Here is a 20,344-nt window from a genome sequence, read left to right as displayed (position 1 = left end):
TGTTAGAAATCGCAAGTGAGGGGCAGTTTTCATCCGCGAGGAAAATCCTCAGGCCACCCCATCCACCAGCAGATAAGGCTCGCCACGCGAACATGTCTCGATACGGGCTTCGACCTTGTAGACATCGCGCAGCATGTCCGGCGTGATGACTTCGGCCGTCTTGCCGCTGACGATCATGGTGCCGTTCGCAATGACGATCGTGTGGTGGCAATAGCGCAGAGCATGGTTGAGATCGTGCAACGCGATGAGCACGATCATGCCGTTTCTGGCGGCCAGTTGACCGACAAAGGCAAGTACCTCGATCTGGCGATGCAGGTCGAGCGCCGAGGTGGGCTCGTCCATCAACAGCACTTCCGGCTTGCGCACCAGCGCCTGCGCCAACGAGACCAACTGACGCTGGCCGCCCGACAATTCGCCAAGACCACGAAACGCGAGGTCCTCGATGCGCAGCGCCTTCAGGATCTCGTCGATCTCGTTGAGTTCGTCATCCTGAACGCGCCAGCCGCCGCCCTGCTTGGCCGACAGGAGAACGGATTCGTAGACGGTGAGGACGGCGTTGGCGCCGGTATCCTGCGGCATGTAGCAGATCGAGCGGTCGCCACGGTCGCTGTTCGAAAGCTCCACGAGGCCGGGGCCGGAGATCAGCGAGGCGATGCGCTTGAACAGGGTCGACTTGCCGGCGGCATTGGGGCCGATGACAGCGGTCATGCTGCCGCTTTCCAGCGTGTCGATGCCGATGTTCGACAGAACCGTGACACGACCGTAATTGGCGCCGACCTGCCTGAGGGCGAGGCTTACCATGAGCGCCTCCTGTTTCCGAAAATAAGCGCGAAGAAGAAGGGCACGCCGACCAGAGCGGTAATGACGCCGATCGGCAGGATGGCGCCGGGGATGATGACCTTGCTGACAACCGACGTGACCGAGAGCAGCAGCGCGCCGCAGATGACCGAACCGGGCAGGAAGAAACGCTGGTCTTCGCCGACAACCATGCGGGCGATATGCGGGCCGACGAGACCGACGAAACCGATCGTTCCTACGAAGGAAACCGGGATGGCGGCGAGCAGGCTGACGATCATCATGGTCTGCAGGCGTAGCGAGCGGACATTGACGCCCATGCTGGCGGCCTTGTCATCGCCCAGACGCAGGGCGGTCAATGCCCAGGCATTGCGCATGAACAGCGGCACGGTGACGACCAGCACTGCGGCGGTGACGAACACCTTCGACCACGTTGCCTTTGTGAGGCTGCCCATGGTCCAGAAGACAACGGCAGCAAGCGCCTGTTCGGAGGCCAGATATTCGAGCAGCGACAGGGCGGCATTGAAAGTGAAGACCAGCGCGATGCCGAGCAGCACGATGGTTTCGACACTGACGCCGCGCATGGTGGAGGCGAAATAGATGAACAGCGAGGCGGCCATCGCCATCAGGAAGGCGTTGATCGGCACCATATATTGCACGGCAGCCGGAAAAATGGCGACACCGGCGACAAGCGCCAAGGCTGCGCCAAAACTGGCGGCGGCGGAAATGCCGAGCGTGAAGGGGCTGGCCAGCGGATTGGCCAGAATGGTCTGCATCTGCGCGCCGGCGACCGAAAGTGCGGCGCCGACGGTGACCGCCATCAGGGCGATCGGCATGCGGATATCCCAGATGACGACGCGCAGCTGGTTGCCGGCGGTGGAGGGCGAAAAGATTGCCTGCAGGACTTCCGCGATGGTGTAATTGGCCGGGCCGAGCGCCATGTCGGCGGCGATGCTGATGGCGAGCGCCAGCACCAGCAGACACAGGATGAGAATACGCCGGAAGGCGAGAGCGCGATAGCGCTCCCGCCCTGCTTTGCTGGAACCGGCGGCAGTGGATTGTTCCAAAGCCAGGTTGGTCATCAGATCATTCGTCCTTCAGAGATACGAAGAAGCCCTGCTTGTAAGGAAGCGGCAGGAAGCGGGCATGCAATTCCTTGAAGGTCGCTTCCGGATCGAGATCCTTGAAGAGATCCGGGTGCAGCCACTTGGCGATCTCCTGGATGGCCACGAACTGATAGGGGTTGTTGTAGAACTGGTGCCAGATGGCGTGCACGTTCTTGTCCTCGACCGCCTTGACGCCGGTGAAGGCCGGACGCTTGGTCAGCGCTTCGAGCTTGACCTTGCCTTCCTTCACATCCGCACCATAACCGACGCCGACCCAGGCGCCGCCGGGAACGAAAGCTTCCCACATGCCGCCGGTAACGATGATCTGATCCGGGTTGGAGGCGATGATCTGCTCCGGGTTCACTGTGCCGAACGTGCCGGGAATGATGCCATTGGCCATGTTCTTGCCGCCGGCAATCTCGACCATCTTGCCAAAGTTTTCATTGCCGAAGGACATGCAGCAATCATCGGAATAACCGCCGGCCCGCTCGACGAAGACGACCGGGATCTTTGGCTTTTCGGCAGCCAGCTTGTCGGTGACGACCTTGATGCTATCCGCGCGGAACTTGATGAAATCTTCGGCGACCTGTTCCTTGCCCATCAGCTTGCCCATGATGCGCATGCTCGGCTCGGTGTTTTCCATCGGCTTTTCGCGGAAATCGACATAAACCAGCGGAATGCCGACCTTGGCGAGCTTTTCGATATAACCGGCTTCTTCGGTGGCGGTCTTGGCATCGATGTTCATAAGGATGACATCGGGCTTCAGCGCCACTGCCTGCTCGATGTTGAACGTGCCGTCCTTCATGCCGCCGAATGTGGGCAGCTTGGCGATCTCGGGAAATTTGGCCAGATAGGCCTGATAGGTTTCCGGATCGGCCTTCGGCAGGTCATCGCGCCAGCCGACAACGTGCTGGAACGGATTTTCCTTGTCGAGTGCGGCCAGGAAATAGATCTGGCGGCCTTCGCCGAGGATCACGTGCTTGACCGGGGTCTCGATCTCGACGTCACGGCCAGTGACATCCTTGATGGTGACCTTTTCGGCCAGGGCCGGCCAGACGGAGGCCAGAAGAAGGGCTGCCGAAAGGCTCGCGGCTTTGATAGGAAGGCGCATGGTTCTCTCTCCCGTGGAAATCGAGGGGGCTCTATTCTTTTATGACTGGATCGGTCAAGTTTTATCTTTTAGAGCAATTCTTGACTATGTAAGCAGCGGACAACCAAAGACTGCAATGAGCGAAACACACGGCAAGAACTACAATCTGCGGGATGAGATAAAGGCCTATTGGTCGGCCCGCGCCGCCCATTTCGACCTGTCTCCTGGGCATGAAATTTTTTCCGAAGACGAGCGGCAGGCATGGCGGGCGCTGATCGAAAAGCATCTCGGGGCGGGCAATGGCCGCCCTGCCCTCGACCTTGCATCCGGCACGGCAGTGGTTTCCCACCTGATGGACGATGCCGGTTTTCGGGTCACGGGGCTGGACTGGTCGGAGACCATGCTGGCGCTGGCCCGGACAAAGGCAAAGAAACGCGGCCGCGACATCACCTTCCGCACGGCCGATGCCGAAAACACCATGGAGCCGGATGGCGCTTACGACGTCATCGTCACCCGGCATCTGGTATGGACGCTGGTCGATCCGGCCGCCTGTTTTGCCGAGTGGATGCGGGTGCTGAAACCCGGCGGAAAACTGCTGATCGTCGATGGCGATTTCGTCAATGTCGGTTTTGCCGAAAAGCTGGTGAAGCGGCTCGCCGCCTTTGCAGAGCGGATCGGACTGATCAGGCCGGAGATTTCGCATGCGCCGGCGGAACTCGCCGGAAAACACGCGGAAATCCTGTCTCAGGTGCATTTTTCGCAAGGCGCGCGGGCGGGGGATGTCGCGGCGATGCTGCAGCAAGCGGGTTTCGAGAGCGTGACGATCGATACTGAGCTGCAAAAGATCCACCGGGCACAGGCAAAGCACCTGAGTTTCTTCAAAGCAACGGCGCGCGGCTTGCAGCATCGTTACGCGATCTGCGCCCAAAAGCCTCTGTGAGGAAATTGTGATCTAAAAGCCGCACCGGCTTCACGTCCTTGGTCCGATGACGACAATAGGCGTCGCTTACATTTGTGAGCGATGCACAAAAATGCTCTTCATGATCGCAAGCGAATGATTTGCCGGGCCTTGAAGAGATGACGGACCACAAAGATAACCAGCCGCGCGTGCTGCAGCTCGTGACCCACGACAAGATGGGTGGTGTGCGCACGCTGGTGGACATGGTGACAGCGGGGCTGGAAGAGCGCGGCTTCATCGTCGAGAGCCGCGGCCTGCGGCAGGGCGGTGCGGCCGAAACCGTCAGGAACATGGCTTCGCTGGCGCGCGATATTCTCAAGGGTCGTTATCAGGCGATCCTCACCTACCAGATCGCCGCCTCGATCTATGGCAACTTTTTCGGCTGGCTGGCACGCGTGCCCATGCGGGTTTCGCATCACACCGCCTCGCCGGAAGGCTTGAGGCCGCAATGGCGGGCAATCGACAAGCTGTTCGGTACAATCGGCGTCTATACGCATATGGTGATGAATTCGAACGCCACCCGCGACGCCTTCAGCAGCTGGCCGGCTGCCTACAGGAAACATTTCATCGACATCATCCATGGCGTCGATCCCCTGCCCGTTTCCACGGGACGGAGCGACTGGCGGGAGAAGTGCAAAATTCCGGCAAGTGCAACGGTGCTTGTGGCAACCGGGCGGCTGGTGGCGCAGAAGGATCATGCCACGGCGGTCGCCGCTCTGGCGCTTCTGCCGGGCATGCATCTGATCATTGCCGGCGACGGGCCGGATCAGGCCGCACTTGAGACGCGGGCGCAGCGGCTCGGCGTATTCGACCGGCTGCATCTGATCGGCCCCGTGGATCGCTCGGAATTGGGCGATGTGCTGGCGGCCGGCAATATCTATGTGTTTCCGTCCGTGTGGGAGACATTCGGTCTTGCCGGCGTGGAGGCGACGATGGCCGGGCTGCCGGTGGTGGCCGCCGATCTCGCCGTGCTGCGCGAAGTGCTTTCCACAGGTGAGCCCGCCGGGGTGCAGGCCATGACGCGTTTTCATGAAGTGCGCAATGCCGACGAACTGGCGCTGGCCGTGCAGGATCTGGCTGCCCATTATCCTTCGCCCGAAATGCGTGCGAACTACGCGGAAATGCAGAAAGAACGGCATGGCCGCGCACGCATGCTGGAGCTTTACGGCGAGTTTCTGGCGCCGTTGAAGGCTTAAGCCTTCGACAGCTTGCCAATCAGCTTTCCGGCGACCTCGCCGATATTGAAAATGTTCCAGCGCAGCGCGAAGAAAGCACTGACCACGCCGATCAGCAGGATATTGGTGACATTGGCCCAGACGGTTCCGATCAGGAGCGGCAGTTCCAGACCTATGACCGTGAGGCTGAAACCGACGGCAAGCAGCATGCCAGCGCTGACCCAATCGATGGGCATGCGCGACGCCTTGGGCGCGCCGATGATCAGGATGAGCAGCGCGACGGCCTGACCGATGGCAAAAGCGAAGGCAGCCCCCTTGGGTCCCATGTCCGGCACCAGCGCAAAGGCGGCGGCAACGGCCGAGACGACCATCAGGACCGAAGCGACCAGTTCGAGCATGGACGATGCGCCGAGATAGATGATCTGCCCGAAATAATGGGCGCGCATGATCAGGATGGCGTTGCCGATCAAAAGGAAGGGCATGATTTCGAGCGCCGTATCCACATAACTTGGCGCCAGAATGATGCCGAATACCAGACGGCCGAGCACGATGAAGGAAACGGTGCCGAACACGACGATGAACAATTGCGAGACAAAACTGCGGCGCAGAACCTGACCGACCTCGTGCTCATCCGCGTTCAGCATATGCCGGCGGGCATGGGCAATGTAACCGGCGCTGATCGCTTCGGCGAGAACCAGAAAGGTCTGCTTCATCAGGTCCATGACTGCGCCGTAAGGGGCGACCGAGGCGGCATTGGTATAATGCTCGAGCACGATACGGTCGATATTCATGGCGCCCGCCGAGGCCCCGAAGGCAAAAATCAGCGGCCAGCCGTATCGCAGCATGCCCAGAACATCGCTTTTCAGCGGCCAGATGAAACCGGATGCCCAGCTGGTGCGGCGCAGGTAAACGAAGATCGGGATGGCACCCAGCGCATAACCGATGCCGATCGCCATCAGCAACGCCGTCGGGCTGTCGAACATGACGAGCGCGATGCAGCCGAGCACCATGGAAAGCGCGCTGCGCAATATGGTGGCGATGGCGACAAGGCCGGGACGCAGCCGGGCGCGGGCGATTTCCGTGGAGGCGAAATAGGCGGTGAAGCAGACGGCAAGGAAGGCCGAACCCCAGGCGATGTGGATTTCCAACGTGCCGAGTGCGGCAAGAAGGGCGATGACCAGTACGGCCGGGACGGTCATGACGGCGGAGATGACGAGAAGCGAACCGGCAAAACGGTCTGCGGCTTCCTGCGTATAGGTGCCGAAATGCGCGAACACCGCCCATTGAACGGTGAGGCTGTAAACGATGAAGCAGATCGAGAACCCGATCAGGTATTCGCCGTAAAGATGCGCATCGGACAAACGGGTAAACAGCGCCACGGCCACGATATTGAAGATCGCAGCGGCTACCCGGCAAAGCAGATAGACGAGAACATCGCTCTCGCCTGATTGCGTTTTTCCTGATGTGTGGGCCATTCGCCTCGCATTAATGATTGCCGCCTAATGTATATAGGCTGCGATCTTCGAAGGGCATTCTCCTCCGAGGAATGTTCAATGCTCACTATGGCGGGTCAATGGTTACCAATCCCTCTCGTGGCGTCGAGAATGCTAATAAACGGCTGTGTTTTCTGGTTCGCGGGCTGGATGGCGGCGGCGCGCAACGCGACGCCATTCTTCTGGCCAATGAATTGCAGAAGAACGGCATCGACACGGCGATCGTGACGCTTCAGAGCACCGGGCCGCTGAACGCGCTGATCAGCCCGGATGTTCCGGTGATCGATCTTGGCGATGGCGCCAAGGTAAGGCTTGCCTTTGCCGGTCCCGCCATCCGCAGATTGCTGGTCAAGGGGCGGCCGACGGGCGTGGTTTCGGCAGAAGCGGCACCGAATGCCTTGCTCGCTATGGCTTCCCGCTTCGTGCCGAAAAGATCCCGGCCGTGGATCATCCTGCGCGAGGCGGCAAGCCCGGTGCAGGCACGGCTGAACGATCCCTACTGGCAGAACCGGCTGGCTTACCGGCTGGCGCCAAAACTTTATCCGATGGCCGATGTGGTGATGACGCTGACCGAGGGGGCGCGCACCGACCTGATCCAGCAATTTTCGGTGCCCGCGGAAAAGATCGTCAATCTCGGCACCAATGCGGTGATCACGCCGGAAATCCGGGCAGAAATCGAAGGCGCCATCCGCACGCCTGAACCCGGACATATTTTTTCGGTAGGACGGCTTTCGCCAGAAAAGGGTTTTCTGACGCTGATCGAGGCGTTTGCGCTGTTGCGCAAACAGCGGCCGGTAAAGCTGACCATTGTCGGAGAAGGAGCCGAGCGGCAGAATCTCGAAGCAAAGATTGCCGAGCTTGGCGTTTCCGGTGATGTTGACCTGCCCGGTCACCATCCGCACCCGATCAAAGCGCTATCACGGGCGGCCCTGTTCGTCTCCTCCTCCAGCCATGAGGGGCTGGGCAATGCCATTATCGAGGCGATGGCATGCGGCATTCCTGTGGTCTGCACCGATGCGCCGCATGGGCCGCGTGAAATTCTTGAAGGCGGCAGGCTTGGACCGCTGGTGTCAGTGGGGGATGCGGGAGCCCTTGCCGAAGCAATGGCCAGAACTCTCGATGATCAGACCGACATCAATGCGCTGCGGCAAAGGGCGATGCAGTTTTCGGTTGAACGGGCGGCACAGGCATTCGAAGATGTGCTTTCTCGCATGGGGCTTAAGCTTCGAAGTAACCATTAACAGGGAATATACTTACCCAATGCCGCAATCTGGATTAAAGCAACGGCATCATTCTACTGGGGGCGGTATGACGGATAATGGTGCGGGCCGTGGGATGCGGTCGAATTCACCGCAGGAAATTCTCTACGGACTTTCCCGCAAGATCGGCAGGCATGTGCATTTCAGGCCGTATAGTCTGAAGCTGGACGAGGCTGTCGTCGCTTTTACTTTCGACGATTTTCCCGTGTCCTGCTACCAGAACGCGGCACCGGCGCTGGAAGACGCGGCCATGCGCGGCTCATTCTATCTGGCAAGCGGGCTGATGGGCCGCTACGAAAACGGCCAGCTGATCGTCGACGAAGCCATGGTGCGCGATCTTTTCGACAAGGGCCACGAGATCGGTGGCCACACGCATAATCATGTCAACGTGCAGCGCACGCCGCTTGGCGATCTCAAGGAAGATGTCCGTCGCAACGACCGGATCATTTCGGAAATCGTCGGTCATTCGAAGCCGGTATCGTTTGCCTATCCGTTCGGGATGGTTTCGGTGATGTCGAAACTGACGCTGATGCAGCACTATCCGGCCTTGCGCGGCATCAAGGTGGGCACCAATCACGGCATTATCGATCTGGCCCATCTGAAGGCGCAGGAGCTTTACGACTGTTCCAACGATTCACATTCGATCGACACCATGCTGGACGATGCCCAGCGCCGCAAGGGGTGGCTGATCTTTTATACGCACGACGTGAGGCCTGACCCGACCAATATCGGCTGCACGCCGCGCTTTTTCGCCGAGGTGGTGGAAAAGGTGCGCCAGCGCGGCATGAAGGTGGAAACGGTGATCGATACGATCAACCGACTCGGGATCGCCTGATACGGGCTATTTGCCGGTCAGCGCGTCGCGCAGTTCGACGCGCCATTTTTTGGCGAGATAATCCCACGGGCCGAATTCGTCGGACGAAAAATCCCAATAGGCCCAGCTGAAGCCGCGCTTTTCCGCTTCATCTCGCATGATGCGGGCATAACGCACCCGATCTTCGTAACCGGCGATGGAATTGGCCCCGAATTCGCCGAGAAAGATCGGGCGGTTGTTCTTGCGTGCCCATTCGACGGCGATATCGAGTGGTTCGTTGATCTTGGCGATCTGCGCCTTCGAGCAGCATGGCGTGCCGACCCAACCGGCGGAATTTTCGATCCAGCTGGCGCCCTGCATGGTGAACTCGAACGGCGCGTAATTGTGGACCGAGACGATGAGATTGCGATCCGTTTCCGGCAGCTTCAGCGTTTCCAGACCCCATGCGGTGGCCCAGTTGCCGGCATCGACGATGACGAAACGATCGGGATTGCTTTTGCGGATGACGGACAGCGTCTCAGTGGCAAGATCATTCCAGACGGCACCATCGGTCTTGCCGTGCGGTTCGTTATAGATCTCGAACAGGACGTTTTCGACCGGTTGCGACCGGTAACGCTCGGCGATCTGCTGCCAGATCAGCTTGAAACGGTCGCGCAGGCCATCATCGGAAAGATCGGCGCGGGCTTCGCCTGTATCGAGCGGATCACCGTCCATCTGCCGGTAATGGTGGAAATCGATGATGATGGTGAGACCTTCCGCCAGTGCCGATGCCACGGCGTTATCGACATGGCGCATGAAGGCTTCGTCAAGCGTGTAGGGTGCAGTCAGGCCGGCGTGGTTGCTGAAGCGCACGGGTAAGCGGATGGTGGAAAACCCGCCCTCCTTCACGGCCGTGAACAGGCTGCGATCGACATGTTTTGCGCGCTCTGCGGCGTCAGGCGCTTCGAGAATGCCGCCGAAGTTGACGCCGCGGGCAAGGGCTGCGGTCTGCTGTTCGGCTGTGCGCGGGGATTGGGCGTTGGCCGCACCGCCAAGCAGCACGAGGCAGATAGTGAGACAATAGTGCAGCGGCAACGACAAAAATCTCAAGCGTTCTCACCCTTCCGGCGCAACATTCAATGCCCGCAGCATACAGCAAGCCCGTACTGATCGCCGGCACATCGCCGGTCTTGGTTAAGCCGCCACAAACCGCAGCGAAACAGCCTTGGCAAAATCTTAATGCGACATCGCTAATCTAATCGGCCTGACGGGAAGGTGCCCAATGGAGGGCGCCGATGAGACGGAGCCCGCCCAAGTGCCGACAGACAGCGAAATCGCCACCGGCAAACCCGCCGCACCGAGATCCAGCCTCGGCGTGCGCATGCTGTTCATCGGCGTTTTCCTGCTTTACTGGGTGACGTTGACGCCGTTTACCGATCTGAGCGTCGATCTGTCGACGTTCAAACCGCCGGGCTGGACGCAGGGCATCATGGTGCTGCTCACACTGATGCTGGTGATCTATGCCGCAGTAAACGAACAGGCACGAAAACTGGTTCTGCAGCCGCGCATCGTGTTCGTCACCCTGTTCTTCTGGCTGCTTTTCACAGCAATCCTGTCCGTCGATCCGGCAGGCGCGCTGAAACGCTCGATCATCGCCATCATGGTGACGCTCAGCGCCGGCATTTTTCTGCTTCTGCCGGCAAGCGAGGAGGAGTTTGCCCGCCTGCTCGGCAAAAGCGTGCTGATTGTGCTGGGGCTATGTTATTTCGGTGTGGTCTTCGTTCCCTATCTCTCCATCCATCAGCTCAACGACTTTCTGGAGCCGGAACATGCCGGCCTGTGGCGCGGTCTGTACGTGCAGAAGAACGAAGCCGGCGGCGTGATGGCGATGTTCTGCTTCTTTGGACTGTATCTGACCAAATCGTGGTCGCGCGTCATCGGGCTTGCCATTTTCGCCGCAAGCGCATTTTTCCTGCTCAAGACGGGCGCCAAGACATCGACCGCGCTGATGCCGGTCATTCTGGTTCTGGCCTTCATCTTCGAGCGCTTTCGCTGGTCCCGCGTGCTGATCGTGTTCGGCGGCGTCGGCCTCATCAATTTCTCCACCGTCGGTGTCGTGGCGCTGCCGGCAGTGCGCGAGTTCGTCACCTCACTCGGCATCGATGCGACGTTTACGGCGCGTGCCGACATCTGGAACCTGGCGCTGGCGGCAATCGGAAACAACCCCGTTTTTGGTTACGGCTTCGACAGCTTCTGGGGCACGAGCACACTGGTAAACAGTGACCTTGGCGCATTCACCTGGGCGGTAAAAGCAGTCGATGCGCACAATGCCTATGTAGATGCCATGGTTAACATGGGGTTACCTGGTCTTGCTATTCTGATACTTGCTGTACTTTACGTCCCGCTAAATAGTTTTAACATTCAGAGCGATCGAAACAATTCTAACGATATTTCCCGGCTGTTCTTAAGAATTTGGCTCTACGGTATTTTTCTGGCCTGCTTGGAGAGTGTCTTCTTGGCGCGCTCCGGCCCATTTTGGTTCACGCTGTCGGCAGCAATGTTCGGCCTGGCTTACCAGGCTCGCTGCAGCATCGTCAGAGATACGGAGTCTGGGACAGTTCATGACCGAGCTTTTGCCCCGAGGCGTCCCATCGCAATGGGATAACGACAACAACCATACATCCGCCGAGCATAACCTGCTGGGCTTCAATTTCACGACGTGGAATGAAGACGTGATGCTGGCAGCGCTGATGGCTCCCGCACCGCGCGGCGAAGGCCTGCAGCTGCTGGTGACCGCCAATGTCGATCACATCGTGCGGCTGACCAAGGACGCCGAGTTTCGCGAAGCTTATCGCTCCTCGTGGAAGGCCGTCGTCGATGGCATGCCGGTGCTGCTTTACGCGAAGCTGCGCGGCGCCCCCATTCCCGGCCGCATCTCCGGTTCAGACCTGTTTCCGAAAATGCTGGACAGGCTGTCGCCCGACCGGCACCGGCTTCTGTTCGTCTGCCCCGACGAAGACACGGCGATCAAGCTGAACGAGCGGGTGCGCACCCTCGGCTTCACCGACCATCTGTCGATCACCGCGCCGATGGGCTTTGAAAAGAACGAGGCTTTTGGCACCTGGCTGACCACGCTTGCCCGCAAGCAGCAGACGACCCACCTGTTTCTCGGCCTCGGCGCGCCGAAATCGGAAAAATGGATGGCGCAGCATCGCCACGAGCTGCCGGATTGTTACGGTCTGGCATTTGGCGCCGCCCTGCAGTTTTATGCCGGCACCAAGCACCGTGCGCCCCGCATCATCTCGAAAGTGGGCCTGGAATTCCTGTGGCGGGCTGCCAGCGAGCCGAAACGGCTGGCAAAGCGCTATTTTGTCTCTTCCTGGCCCTTCCTGCTTGCCGTGGCGCGTGACCTGAAGGGCAAGCCGATCGCCGGCATCGAGGATCCGGTCGTCGTTGCGCAGGAAATTGAAAAGAAGCGGGCCTCCTGAGGCAACGCACGCGAGACATCACAGACATGACACGGCCGGGCCACCAAGCCCGGCCGTTTTTGTTTGCCATCGTCTTTGCGACATTCGGTGTGGCGCATCAACGTTGGTGCGTGTCGTAATCTGAAGAGGTGACGTCTGTTACTCCTCATAAGATCGCCGGACATTTCGAAGCACGAGGCATGCAATGGCAGAATTTCCGAGCAAGGCTAAAGTCGTCATCATCGGGCTCGGCGGGATCGTCGGCGCCTCGATCGCCCATCACCTGATCGAGCGCGGCTGGGACGACATTGTCGGCATCGACAAGTCGGGCATCCCGACCGATATCGGCTCCACCGCCCACGCCTCGGACTTCTGCTACACGACCAGCCACGATTACCTGTCGGTCTGGACCACCCAGTATTCCATCGATTTCTACGAGAAGATGGGGCATTACGCCCGCATCGGCGGCCTGGAAGTGGCCCGCACCGGCGATGACAGCTGGATGGAAGAAATCAAGCGCAAGGTCACGTCCGGCAAGGCTTTTGGTACGAATGTCCGCCTCGTCACGCCGGCCGAAATCAAGGAAATGTTCCCGCTGATCGAGGAGGATCAGGTTCAGGGCGGCATGTTCGATCCCGATGCCGGCCTCGTCATTCCGCGCAGCCAGACGGTTGCCGGAAAACTGGTCGATGCCGGTGAGAAGGCTGGCAAGCTGAAAGTGTTCGGCAATACGCCGGCGACATCGCTGATCGTCGAGGGCGGCCGCATCAAGGGTGTGGTTACTCATCGCGGCACGATCATGGCCGATCACGTCATCGTCTGCGCCGGCATCTGGGGGCGCCTGATCGCCGAGATGGTGGGTGAAGACCTGCCCGTCATGCCGGTCGACCATCCGCTGACCTTTTTCGGCCCCTATAACGAGTTCGAAGGCACCGGCAAGGAGATCGGCTTTCCGCTGCTGCGCGACCAGGGCAATTCCGCCTATATGCGCGATACCGGCGATCCGAAGACCACCGAGGGCGGCCAGATCGAGTGGGGTTATTACGAGACCACCAATCCGCGCCTCTGCCACCCGCGCGATATTCTCGAAAAACACGAGGCACGCCTGTCACCGTCGCAACGCGATCTCGACATGGAACAGATCCTCGAGCCGCTGGAAAAGGCGATCGAGCTGACGCCTATTCTCGGCGAACTGGGTTATAACGAAGGCCATTCCTTCAACGGCCTGTTGCAGGTTTCGGCCGGCGGCGGTGCCTCCTGCGGCGAAAGCCAGAAGGTGCGCGGCCTGTGGTATTGCGTCGCCATCTGGGTCAAGGACGGCCCGGCCTATGGCAAGCTGATCGCCGACTGGTTGACCGACGGCCGCACCGAGGTGGACCACAACTCCATCGATTATGCGCGTTTCTATCCGCATCAGCTGGACGAAAAATTCATCGAGGGCCGCACCTACGAAGCGGCGCAAAAGATCTATTTCCCGGCAGTGCATCCGCGCGAGCCTTATTCGACCGGTCGCGGCGCAAAGCAGTCGCCCTTCCATGAGCGCGAAAAGGAACTCGGCGGTCACTTCATGGAACTCGGCGGCTGGGAGCGTGCCCATGGCTACGCCGCCAACGAGCACCTGCTGGAAAAATACGGCAATCAGGTTCCGGAACGCGAAAACGAATGGGACAGCCGCCATTTCTGGCGCGTCTCGAATGCCGAACATCTGGCGATGAGCGAGGATGTCGGCATCGTCAACCTTTCGCATTTCCACATGGTCGACATCGAAGGCCCGGACCATGTCGAGCTGTTGGAATGGCTTTGCGCGGCAAAAATCGGCGGCGACGGCAATATCGGCAAGGGCATCTATACCCACTTCCTCGATGACGAGGGCATGGTGCGCGCCGACTTTACCGTGTTCCGCATGGAAGACCGCGGCCGCCTTGTGAACGGCGCCGATGCCGGCCCGCGCGATTATCATTACATGAAGCGCGTGGCCGAGGATCGCGGTCTCGACGTGACGATCACCGACGTCTCGGAAAAATTCATCACCATCGGCATCTGGGGCCCGAATGCCCGTGAGACGCTGAAAAAGGTGGTGGCGGATCCGGCAGGCCTCGACATCGAAAATTTTGCCTTCGCGGCCATCAAGCTGATCGAGATTGCCGGCAAGCATGTCTCCGCTTTCCGCATTTCATATGTGGGCGAACAGGGCTGGGAACTGCATATGAAATACGAGGACGGCCTTGCCGTCTGGGACGCTCTTCGCGCCACCGGCGTGATGGCCTTCGGCGTCGAGACCTATGCCAATTCGCGCCGTATGGAAAAGAGCCTGCGCCTGCAGAACGGCGATCTGCTCACCCAGTACAACCTGATCGAAGCCGATCTGGCCCGACCAAAAGTCAAGGAAGCCGATTTCCGCGGCAAGCAGAAGCATCTGGAATACAAGGCGCGTGAACATCAGCCCGCCATGCTGTGCACGCTGGTCATGACCGAAAACACCGACGCATCGGGTGTGAAACGCTACCCGGTCGGCAACCTGCCGGTCATGGACCCGGAAACGGGTGCGGTTCTGGTCGACGAACTCGGCCGCCGCTCCTACACGACCTCGATCGCCTATGGTCCGACGGTCGGCAAGAATATCGCCCTCGTCTACCTGCCATGGGAGTATTGCCAGGTCGGACGCAAGCTCAATGTCGAATATTTTGCCGATACCTACCCGGTCGAGGTGGTGAGCGTTGGTTACAAGCCGATCTATGATCCGGAGAACCTGAAGCCACGCAGCTGATCTGTTCGAAAGCCTACGCCCCTCACCTGCCAAATAGGGTGAGGGGTGGCTGTCGTGCTCTATGACGCTCACATGCGCGGACGAAAATCCCCGTCTCCCCAATGGTGCCGCCGCCTGCCATCGCGCATCGGCGGCGCATAATGCCGGGCCAGCGCCAGAAGTGCTGCCCGCAGCATGAGCTTTGCCGAACGCGCCGGCCACAGGCGTTCACGCTCCACCGTCTCAAGCCCTTTTCCGAAACAGCAGACATCCATTGCCACACCGGACAATTCCGGCCCCATGGCCTCTACCGCGCGGGCGAAGCGGTCGCGGGCCGCCATGGCGCTATCGCTGATCTCGCCACCGCCGGCGGCGCGCACCGCCCCACTCGTTTCCAACCGTGGCTCCCAGGAGGCGGTGATGCGCGGCTGCATCTGCCCGCGGGTAAAATCATTGGCCAGCCTGTCCCCGGCATCGAAGGCGGCCGCGGACAGATACGGTTCGCCGGCGCGATCCTTCAGCCTTGCGAGAGGCGCCAGCGGCGATTCCTTCAGATTTCGCCGCACCCGCTGATGCACCCCCTCCACCATTGCCACATCGTCCACCATCTCGCGGTGCTGCTCTGAAAATTCGTCATCGCCAGCCGCCAGCATGCGACGCAGAAAGGCCGGTGCAGCCGTGGTTGCCGCCACGGACGAGCCGCTGCGCATCACCAGCCCGCGCGATACGGCAAAGGCAAGAATAGCGGGTGTGAAATTCGCGCTCTCCCCATCCCGTTCAAATCGCACATTCTCACTGTCACAAGCTGCAATCCTGCAATCGCCGCGCAAAAGCATGCGCAGCAGCTTCAGCAGCGCCTTCCGTCCGGTTTTGTGTTGATCCTTGCCACCGCGCTCAGTCATGCTCAAAACCCTCCTGCCGCCCGAAAGCCGCCAGCGCCATGCGCTCCACACAGGCAATGAAAGCATCGAACAGCGGGTCGTCCCGCCTGTCTTCGGTCACATGGCAGGCATGGCTGACAGTGCTGCGGTCGCGCCCGCAGGCATCGGCAATATCGGCCATCGGTACGCGCAGCGCCACGTGGCAGACATACATGGCAATCTGGCGCACATGGCAGGCAGTGCGTCGTCGATCCCGCAATTCAGCCAGTTGCCCATTGGCCAGTACCAGCGCTTCCCACACCAGCAGGCGAACCCCGCGGCAGATGCGTGAAAGCGATATGCCGATCCAGGCGGGATCCTGGGGCAGAATTTGCGGACGAACCGGGCATGTCCCGGCGATGCGAATGGAAAATCCGGACTGCATGAATACCTCCCACCATAAAATAGGAATTTATTCACATATTCATAACAGACAAACAGAAAAATGCAAACCAATACGGCGGGAGGTGATTTGTTGTTTTATCGAACATATTTCGGTTATCGACAAAACATAAAGGATTATTTTCCTTTCTTAAAACTGCAGACATTAAAAAACCGGGCCCGGATCCATCGATCCTGCCCGGTATCTTGCTTTTTTAAAAGAGCACAATGCTCACCACGAGCCGGATCGCACCCCAGCGATCCCGAGCCCGCAATGCTCAGATCAGATCTTATTTGCCGCGCTTGCGGCGCTGTCCGAGGCCCATTTCCTTGGCGAGGCGCGAACGCGCTTCGGCATAGGCAGGCGCGACCATCGGATAATCTGCCGGCAGGCCCCACTTTTCGCGGTATTCTTCCGGCGTCATGTTGTAATGGGTCATCAAGTGGCGCTTAAGCGACTTGAACTTCTGACCGTCTTCCAGGCAAATCAGGTAATCGTCTTCGATCGACTTCCTGATCGGAACCGGCGGCTTCGGCTTTTCTACAGCAGCAGCAACCGGTGCGGGCGAAGAAGTATTGCTCAATGCGGAATGCACGTCAGAGATCAGGACGGTGAGATCACCAACCTGAACTACATGGTTGCTGACATAGGCCGAGACGATATCCGCGGTCAATTCCACGAGAAGATCCTGGCCCTTGTCGGATAGGGTTTCTGTCATACTAGTCTCCTGTTCCATCCATAGACAGTCGCGACCCGCGAACTGCCTTCGTAGAGACGCGATGGCTACTTTTCATTGTCCGCCGTGTCCGCAAGGACTGAGATCCACCCCTAGATCTCCGACAGACAATAAAGCCATGCCACCTGAAATTGACACGTTCTCACATTTTCTCCTCAGAGTAGAAGATCACCGGCCCATCCGAGAAAGACAACGATAATATTCGCGATATACTGAGGGAAAGCGAGAGTTAAACCAAATTCAGCGCTCTACTGATGTAGGAATTAGCACTGTTTTTTGAGAAGTCCAATTGCATTTTGCATAATTGGACTACAAAGGAAGTTATCCTTCGTTTTTTTAGCCTTTACTGAAGGAGCAAAAGGAACGTGCGGCCGCAAACGACCAAAATGCGGCGAAATTCTGTCACCGCTTGGCGCTTAACTCTGCTTAATCCGCTTAATTTCCTGATTAACCCAAAATTCAGCCTATGGATGGCACCTCAGACAAGTGCTCATTCCCCCAACATCCCCTCCGGCTGCACTGAACATTGCCTGATTCGCAGGCAGCACACACCTTTTTTTGATCTGCCCGCACCGTCGGTGTTACCCGCGCCATTTCAGCACAGGCTTTTTCGCTGCCGGCACACAAAAGACGCGCACTTTTCTATTGGTCGTGATGCACCTATCTAAGGATAAAACAGAAAGGAACCGGCATGTCCGATGTCAAAAACCCGAAAGTCGAAAAAAGCGATGCCGAGTGGCGTGAGCAACTGACGCCGGAGCAATATTACATCCTGCGCCAGGCCGGCACCGAACGCCCTTTCACCGGCCCTTACTGGGACAGCAAGGAGAAGGGCCTCTACCGTTGCGCCGCCTGCGATGAACCGCTGTTCGTCTCCGACACCAAGTTCGACAGCGGCTGCGGCTGGCCGAGTTACTTTGCGCCGGTCAAGGAAGATGCGGTGATTGAGCTGCGCGACAACACGCATGGCATGGTGCGCACGGAAATCCGCTGCGCCAGCTGCAACGGCCATCTCGGCCACGTTTTTCCGGACGGCCCGCCGCCGACTGGCCTGCGTTACTGCATCAACGGCCACTCGATGGTGTTCGAGGCGATCTGAAGGCGTACCGGCATAGAATGCGGCAACGGCTCCCATCGGGAGCCGTTGTCGTTGAGATTACGCGACGCCGAGAGCCTCGGCGGAAATCCAGAACACCGCATCTTGCGATTCTGCCGTTTCCACCCAGAAAAACTCCAGATGCGGATATTCTTCCTCAAGAATCTCGCGGCCCGAGCCGATCTCGCACAACATGCCGCCCTCAGGGTTCAGGTAGTTCGCCGCTTCATCGAGAATCTTGCGCACCAGATCGAGACCGTCCGCACCACCATCATGCGCCATGGCAGGCTCTGCACGATGCTCGGCCGGGAAACCAGCCATCGCGGCGTGATCGACATAAGGCGGGTTGGTGATGATCAAGTCATAGGTTTTGCCGGCAAGCGGCGCAAAAAGATCGCCCTTGAACAGCGACACCTGTTCTGAAACCTCGTGATCGGTGACATTGATCTTCGCAACTTCCAGCGCATCGCCGGACAGATCGACGGCATCGACTTCCGCATTCGGGAAGAACTTTGCAGCCAGAACCGCCAAGCAACCGGACCCAGTGCAGATATCCACGGCACTCGTCACGGCAAACGGATCGGGCAGGAAGGAAGAGCCGTTTTCACCAAGATATTCGGTGAACAGGATTTCGCCGATATGCGAACGCGGCACGATCACCCGCTCGTCGACGAAGAAACGCACGCCCTGAATATAGGCATGATTGGTGATGTAGGAGGTTGGCTTGCGGCTCGTCACCCGCAGTTCGATGCGCTCGGCCAGCAGCTGACGCTCGGCCGGCAGCAGGCGGGCATCGAGAAACGGATCGAGCGTATCGATTGGCAGGTTGAGGCTGTCGAGCAGAAGGAAGGCGGCATCGTCGCCGGCGGTCGTCGTGCCATGGCCAAAACCCAGTTCGGCGGCATTGAAACGGGAGATCGCGTAACGCCAGTAGTCGCGCAGGGTCACGAGTTCTCCGGTCACGTTTTGGGGTGTGATATCGGCCATGGTCACGTGGTCTCTCGTTGGGAAGTGGCAAATGTTTTGTCGTCCCTACCCACTGGAGGCTGGACGGAACCGGCATTAGAATGGCAAGGGCCGCAAGGTCAACCACTCACGCAAGATTGCCGGGCAGATGAAGACGGCCCGGCGCGCCGAAGGACAATCGAATTGGATCAGCTATCGCGGCATCGCCGCAGTCATCTTCTCCCCAGCGGGGAGAAGTGCCGGAGCGAAAGCGAGGCGATGAGGGGGCCGCAAGGCATAACGTTCACGATGGCTCCCCCCTCATCCGGCCCTTCGGGCCACCTTCTCGCCCGAGGGGAGAAGACAATCGGCATAGGCCGCTTCCGAACCATTCCAAGTTTGCAGGCCTTTGCCCCCGGACCATTCTCCCAATGAAACCCACCCGCCAGCGCCCCAAACCTGCTGCCAGATCGTCGTCGAGGCCGCTCTGCAAGGCAGCCAAAGCCCTTGCCCCTGCTCAAAAACCAGACGGCCAGCGCGTCACCCTTCCGCGCGCCCTCTCCAAACTCGGATTCTGCTCACGCACGCAGGCCGAAGAGCTGATCCGCACCGGCCACGTTTCGGTCGGCGGTAAAACCGTCACCGATATCGAAGCCTGGATCGACCTTGCCACCGCAAAGATCAGCGTCGATGGCCAGCCGGTGACGGCGGAAAAATTCGTCTACCTGATGCTCAACAAACCGCGGGGCCTCGTCACCACCCGAAACGACCCGCAAGGCCGCCCGACCGTCTATGACTGCCTGAAGGAATTCGACAACGCCCACCTTTCGCCGGTCGGGCGGCTGGACAAGGCCAGCGAAGGCCTGCTGCTGTTTTCCAACGACACGCAGTTTTCCAACGCTCTGCTCGACCCGAAAACGCATGTGGCGAAAACCTATCACGTGCAGATCGACCGCCTGCCCGACGCAGCCATGCTGGACGCACTGCGCAAAGGCATCACCCACGACGGCGATTTCCTGTCCGCCGGCCGTGTCACGCTTCTGCGCGAGGGCGACAAAAACGCCTGGCTGGAGATCGAACTCGACGAGGGCAAGAACCGCCAGATCCGCCGCATGCTGGAAAGCCTCGAGATCACGACGCTGCGACTGGTGCGCGTGGCGATCGGCGAGCTTTTGTTGGGCGAGCTGGAAAAGGGAAGCGTCCGGGCTTTGACGGAGATGGAACTGGCGGGGTTGAAGCGGCAGAGCGGTGGACGCTAAAACCGTTCACTACGCATCGACATGCAACATCCCGATCCGGCAGAACGACACGTTAAGGCTGATTTGAGTATTCACGCTCCCGCATGTCGACACTGCTCGGCAAAAATGGAAACGTGACCGGATC

General features: G+C 59.4%; 18 protein-coding genes. 9 read left to right on the top strand and 9 right to left on the bottom strand.

What is annotated here, in order from left to right; translation table 11 throughout:
- Positions 1 to 48: 48 nt before the first annotated feature.
- Genes EDF70_RS22920 through EDF70_RS22910 form a run of 3 tightly spaced genes read right to left on the bottom strand, consistent with a single transcriptional unit; the run spans position 49 to position 3,012 of the window.
- Complete coding sequence (locus EDF70_RS22920; RefSeq protein ID WP_132278291.1) at positions 49 to 801, bottom strand: ABC transporter ATP-binding protein; 753 nt, start codon at positions 799 to 801, stop codon at positions 49 to 51.
- Entirely contained in the window at positions 795 to 1,877 is a 1,083-nt protein-coding gene (locus EDF70_RS22915; protein ID WP_132278289.1) for an iron ABC transporter permease, read from the bottom strand. The genes EDF70_RS22920 and EDF70_RS22915 overlap by 7 nt, the downstream gene beginning before the upstream one ends.
- 4 nt (positions 1,878 to 1,881) lie before the next feature.
- Positions 1,882 to 3,012 (bottom strand): ABC transporter substrate-binding protein, encoded by a 1,131-nt coding sequence (locus EDF70_RS22910; RefSeq protein ID WP_132278287.1) that lies wholly within the window; start codon positions 3,010 to 3,012, stop codon positions 1,882 to 1,884.
- Positions 3,013 to 3,127: 115 nt separating this feature from the next.
- Between EDF70_RS22910 and EDF70_RS22905 the strand changes: the two genes are divergently transcribed.
- Together EDF70_RS22905 and EDF70_RS22900 are read left to right on the top strand one after the other, a co-directional pair.
- Complete coding sequence (locus EDF70_RS22905; RefSeq protein ID WP_132278285.1) at positions 3,128 to 3,931, top strand: class I SAM-dependent methyltransferase; 804 nt, start codon at positions 3,128 to 3,130, stop codon at positions 3,929 to 3,931.
- A gap of 137 nt (positions 3,932 to 4,068) precedes the next feature.
- A complete protein-coding gene (locus EDF70_RS22900; RefSeq protein ID WP_132278283.1) occupies positions 4,069 to 5,145 on the top strand; it encodes a glycosyltransferase family 4 protein in 1,077 nt (358 codons plus the stop codon).
- On the opposite strand, the gene EDF70_RS22895 is transcribed toward EDF70_RS22900, so the two are convergent.
- The gene (locus EDF70_RS22895) at positions 5,142 to 6,599 is read right to left on the bottom strand and encodes a hypothetical protein (protein WP_132278281.1); all 1,458 of its coding nucleotides are present in this window, start codon (positions 6,597 to 6,599) and stop codon (positions 5,142 to 5,144) included. The two genes, EDF70_RS22900 and EDF70_RS22895, sit on opposite strands and share 4 nt — an antisense overlap.
- A gap of 98 nt (positions 6,600 to 6,697) precedes the next feature.
- Between EDF70_RS22895 and EDF70_RS22890 the strand changes: the two genes are divergently transcribed.
- Positions 6,698 to 7,858 carry a glycosyltransferase gene (locus tag EDF70_RS22890; protein ID WP_165932106.1) on the top strand — a complete coding sequence of 387 codons (1,161 nt, stop codon included), beginning with the start codon at positions 6,698 to 6,700 and terminating at the stop codon, positions 7,856 to 7,858.
- 94 nt (positions 7,859 to 7,952) lie between these two features.
- Positions 7,953 to 8,711: a polysaccharide deacetylase family protein gene (locus EDF70_RS22885; RefSeq protein ID WP_165932105.1), complete on the top strand. Its 759-nt coding sequence runs from the start codon at positions 7,953 to 7,955 to the stop codon at positions 8,709 to 8,711.
- Between the two features lie 6 nt (positions 8,712 to 8,717).
- Here the strand turns inward: EDF70_RS22885 and EDF70_RS22880 are convergent, their stop codons facing one another.
- Positions 8,718 to 9,779, bottom strand: coding sequence for a glycoside hydrolase family 5 protein (locus EDF70_RS22880; RefSeq protein WP_132278275.1), 1,062 nt, complete (start codon positions 9,777 to 9,779; stop codon positions 8,718 to 8,720).
- A 205-nt stretch (positions 9,780 to 9,984) separates the two neighbouring features.
- Between EDF70_RS22880 and EDF70_RS22875 the strand changes: the two genes are divergently transcribed.
- The 3 genes from EDF70_RS22875 to EDF70_RS22865 all read left to right on the top strand — a co-directional run bounded on the left by EDF70_RS22875 (position 9,985) and on the right by EDF70_RS22865 (position 14,903).
- Complete coding sequence (locus tag EDF70_RS22875; RefSeq protein WP_165932104.1) at positions 9,985 to 11,334, top strand: O-antigen ligase; 1,350 nt, start codon at positions 9,985 to 9,987, stop codon at positions 11,332 to 11,334.
- Positions 11,291 to 12,157, top strand: coding sequence for a WecB/TagA/CpsF family glycosyltransferase (locus tag EDF70_RS22870; protein ID WP_132278271.1), 867 nt, complete (start codon positions 11,291 to 11,293; stop codon positions 12,155 to 12,157). The genes EDF70_RS22875 and EDF70_RS22870 overlap by 44 nt, the downstream gene beginning before the upstream one ends.
- Positions 12,158 to 12,341: 184 nt before the next feature.
- Positions 12,342 to 14,903, top strand: coding sequence for an FAD-dependent oxidoreductase (locus EDF70_RS22865; RefSeq protein WP_132278269.1), 2,562 nt, complete (start codon positions 12,342 to 12,344; stop codon positions 14,901 to 14,903).
- A 68-nt stretch (positions 14,904 to 14,971) separates the two neighbouring features.
- Here EDF70_RS22865 and EDF70_RS22860 read toward each other — a convergent pair whose 3' ends face one another.
- The 3 genes from EDF70_RS22860 to EDF70_RS22850 all read right to left on the bottom strand — a co-directional run bounded on the left by EDF70_RS22860 (position 14,972) and on the right by EDF70_RS22850 (position 16,902).
- Positions 14,972 to 15,784 carry a DUF6456 domain-containing protein gene (locus tag EDF70_RS22860; RefSeq protein ID WP_132278267.1) on the bottom strand — a complete coding sequence of 271 codons (813 nt, stop codon included), beginning with the start codon at positions 15,782 to 15,784 and terminating at the stop codon, positions 14,972 to 14,974.
- Positions 15,777 to 16,187: a helix-turn-helix domain-containing protein gene (locus EDF70_RS22855; protein ID WP_245519302.1), complete on the bottom strand. Its 411-nt coding sequence runs from the start codon at positions 16,185 to 16,187 to the stop codon at positions 15,777 to 15,779. Before EDF70_RS22855 ends, EDF70_RS22860 begins: the two co-directional genes overlap by 8 nt.
- Positions 16,188 to 16,473: 286 nt before the next feature.
- The gene (locus tag EDF70_RS22850; RefSeq protein ID WP_132278265.1) at positions 16,474 to 16,902 is read right to left on the bottom strand and encodes a MucR family transcriptional regulator; all 429 of its coding nucleotides are present in this window, start codon (positions 16,900 to 16,902) and stop codon (positions 16,474 to 16,476) included.
- A gap of 709 nt (positions 16,903 to 17,611) precedes the next feature.
- On the opposite strand from EDF70_RS22850, the gene msrB reads away from it, so the two are divergent.
- Complete coding sequence (gene msrB / locus EDF70_RS22845; RefSeq protein WP_132278263.1) at positions 17,612 to 18,019, top strand: peptide-methionine (R)-S-oxide reductase MsrB; 408 nt, start codon at positions 17,612 to 17,614, stop codon at positions 18,017 to 18,019.
- Positions 18,020 to 18,076: 57 nt separating this feature from the next.
- Here the strand turns inward: msrB and prmB are convergent, their stop codons facing one another.
- The gene (gene prmB, locus EDF70_RS22840; protein ID WP_132278472.1) at positions 18,077 to 19,003 is read right to left on the bottom strand and encodes a 50S ribosomal protein L3 N(5)-glutamine methyltransferase; all 927 of its coding nucleotides are present in this window, start codon (positions 19,001 to 19,003) and stop codon (positions 18,077 to 18,079) included.
- Between the two features lie 389 nt (positions 19,004 to 19,392).
- Between prmB and EDF70_RS22835 the strand changes: the two genes are divergently transcribed.
- Positions 19,393 to 20,220, top strand: a complete 828-nt coding sequence (locus EDF70_RS22835) for a pseudouridine synthase (RefSeq protein WP_132278261.1) — start codon at positions 19,393 to 19,395, stop codon at positions 20,218 to 20,220.
- The last annotated feature ends 124 nt before the right edge of the window (positions 20,221 to 20,344 follow it).

The organism is Neorhizobium sp. JUb45 (genome assembly GCF_004343585.1).
Lineage (GTDB): Bacteria > Pseudomonadota > Alphaproteobacteria > Rhizobiales > Rhizobiaceae > Neorhizobium.
Note: the sequence above shows the minus strand (reverse complement) of the source record. Positions and strands in the feature narration are given on the sequence as shown.

Excerpts from the sequence above, each read along its gene's own strand:
- prmB (WP_132278472.1), bottom strand. The coding sequence starts at position 19,003 with ATGGCCGATATCACACCCCAAAACGTGACCGGAGAACTCGTGACCCTG.
- EDF70_RS22870 (WP_132278271.1), top strand. The coding sequence starts at position 11,291 with ATGACCGAGCTTTTGCCCCGAGGCGTCCCATCGCAATGGGATAACGAC.
- EDF70_RS22900 (WP_132278283.1), top strand. The coding sequence starts at position 4,069 with ATGACGGACCACAAAGATAACCAGCCGCGCGTGCTGCAGCTCGTGACC.
- EDF70_RS22905 (WP_132278285.1), top strand. The coding sequence starts at position 3,128 with ATGAGCGAAACACACGGCAAGAACTACAATCTGCGGGATGAGATAAAG.
- EDF70_RS22885 (WP_165932105.1), top strand. The coding sequence starts at position 7,953 with ATGCGGTCGAATTCACCGCAGGAAATTCTCTACGGACTTTCCCGCAAG.
- EDF70_RS22855 (WP_245519302.1), bottom strand. The coding sequence starts at position 16,187 with ATGCAGTCCGGATTTTCCATTCGCATCGCCGGGACATGCCCGGTTCGT.
- EDF70_RS22850 (WP_132278265.1), bottom strand. The coding sequence starts at position 16,902 with ATGACAGAAACCCTATCCGACAAGGGCCAGGATCTTCTCGTGGAATTG.
- EDF70_RS22910 (WP_132278287.1), bottom strand. The coding sequence starts at position 3,012 with ATGCGCCTTCCTATCAAAGCCGCGAGCCTTTCGGCAGCCCTTCTTCTG.
- EDF70_RS22895 (WP_132278281.1), bottom strand. The coding sequence starts at position 6,599 with ATGGCCCACACATCAGGAAAAACGCAATCAGGCGAGAGCGATGTTCTC.
- EDF70_RS22915 (WP_132278289.1), bottom strand. The coding sequence starts at position 1,877 with ATGACCAACCTGGCTTTGGAACAATCCACTGCCGCCGGTTCCAGCAAA.
- EDF70_RS22890 (WP_165932106.1), top strand. The coding sequence starts at position 6,698 with ATGGTTACCAATCCCTCTCGTGGCGTCGAGAATGCTAATAAACGGCTG.
- EDF70_RS22865 (WP_132278269.1), top strand. The coding sequence starts at position 12,342 with ATGGCAGAATTTCCGAGCAAGGCTAAAGTCGTCATCATCGGGCTCGGC.
- EDF70_RS22920 (WP_132278291.1), bottom strand. The coding sequence starts at position 801 with ATGGTAAGCCTCGCCCTCAGGCAGGTCGGCGCCAATTACGGTCGTGTC.
- EDF70_RS22860 (WP_132278267.1), bottom strand. The coding sequence starts at position 15,784 with ATGACTGAGCGCGGTGGCAAGGATCAACACAAAACCGGACGGAAGGCG.
- EDF70_RS22835 (WP_132278261.1), top strand. The coding sequence starts at position 19,393 with ATGAAACCCACCCGCCAGCGCCCCAAACCTGCTGCCAGATCGTCGTCG.
- msrB (WP_132278263.1), top strand. The coding sequence starts at position 17,612 with ATGTCCGATGTCAAAAACCCGAAAGTCGAAAAAAGCGATGCCGAGTGG.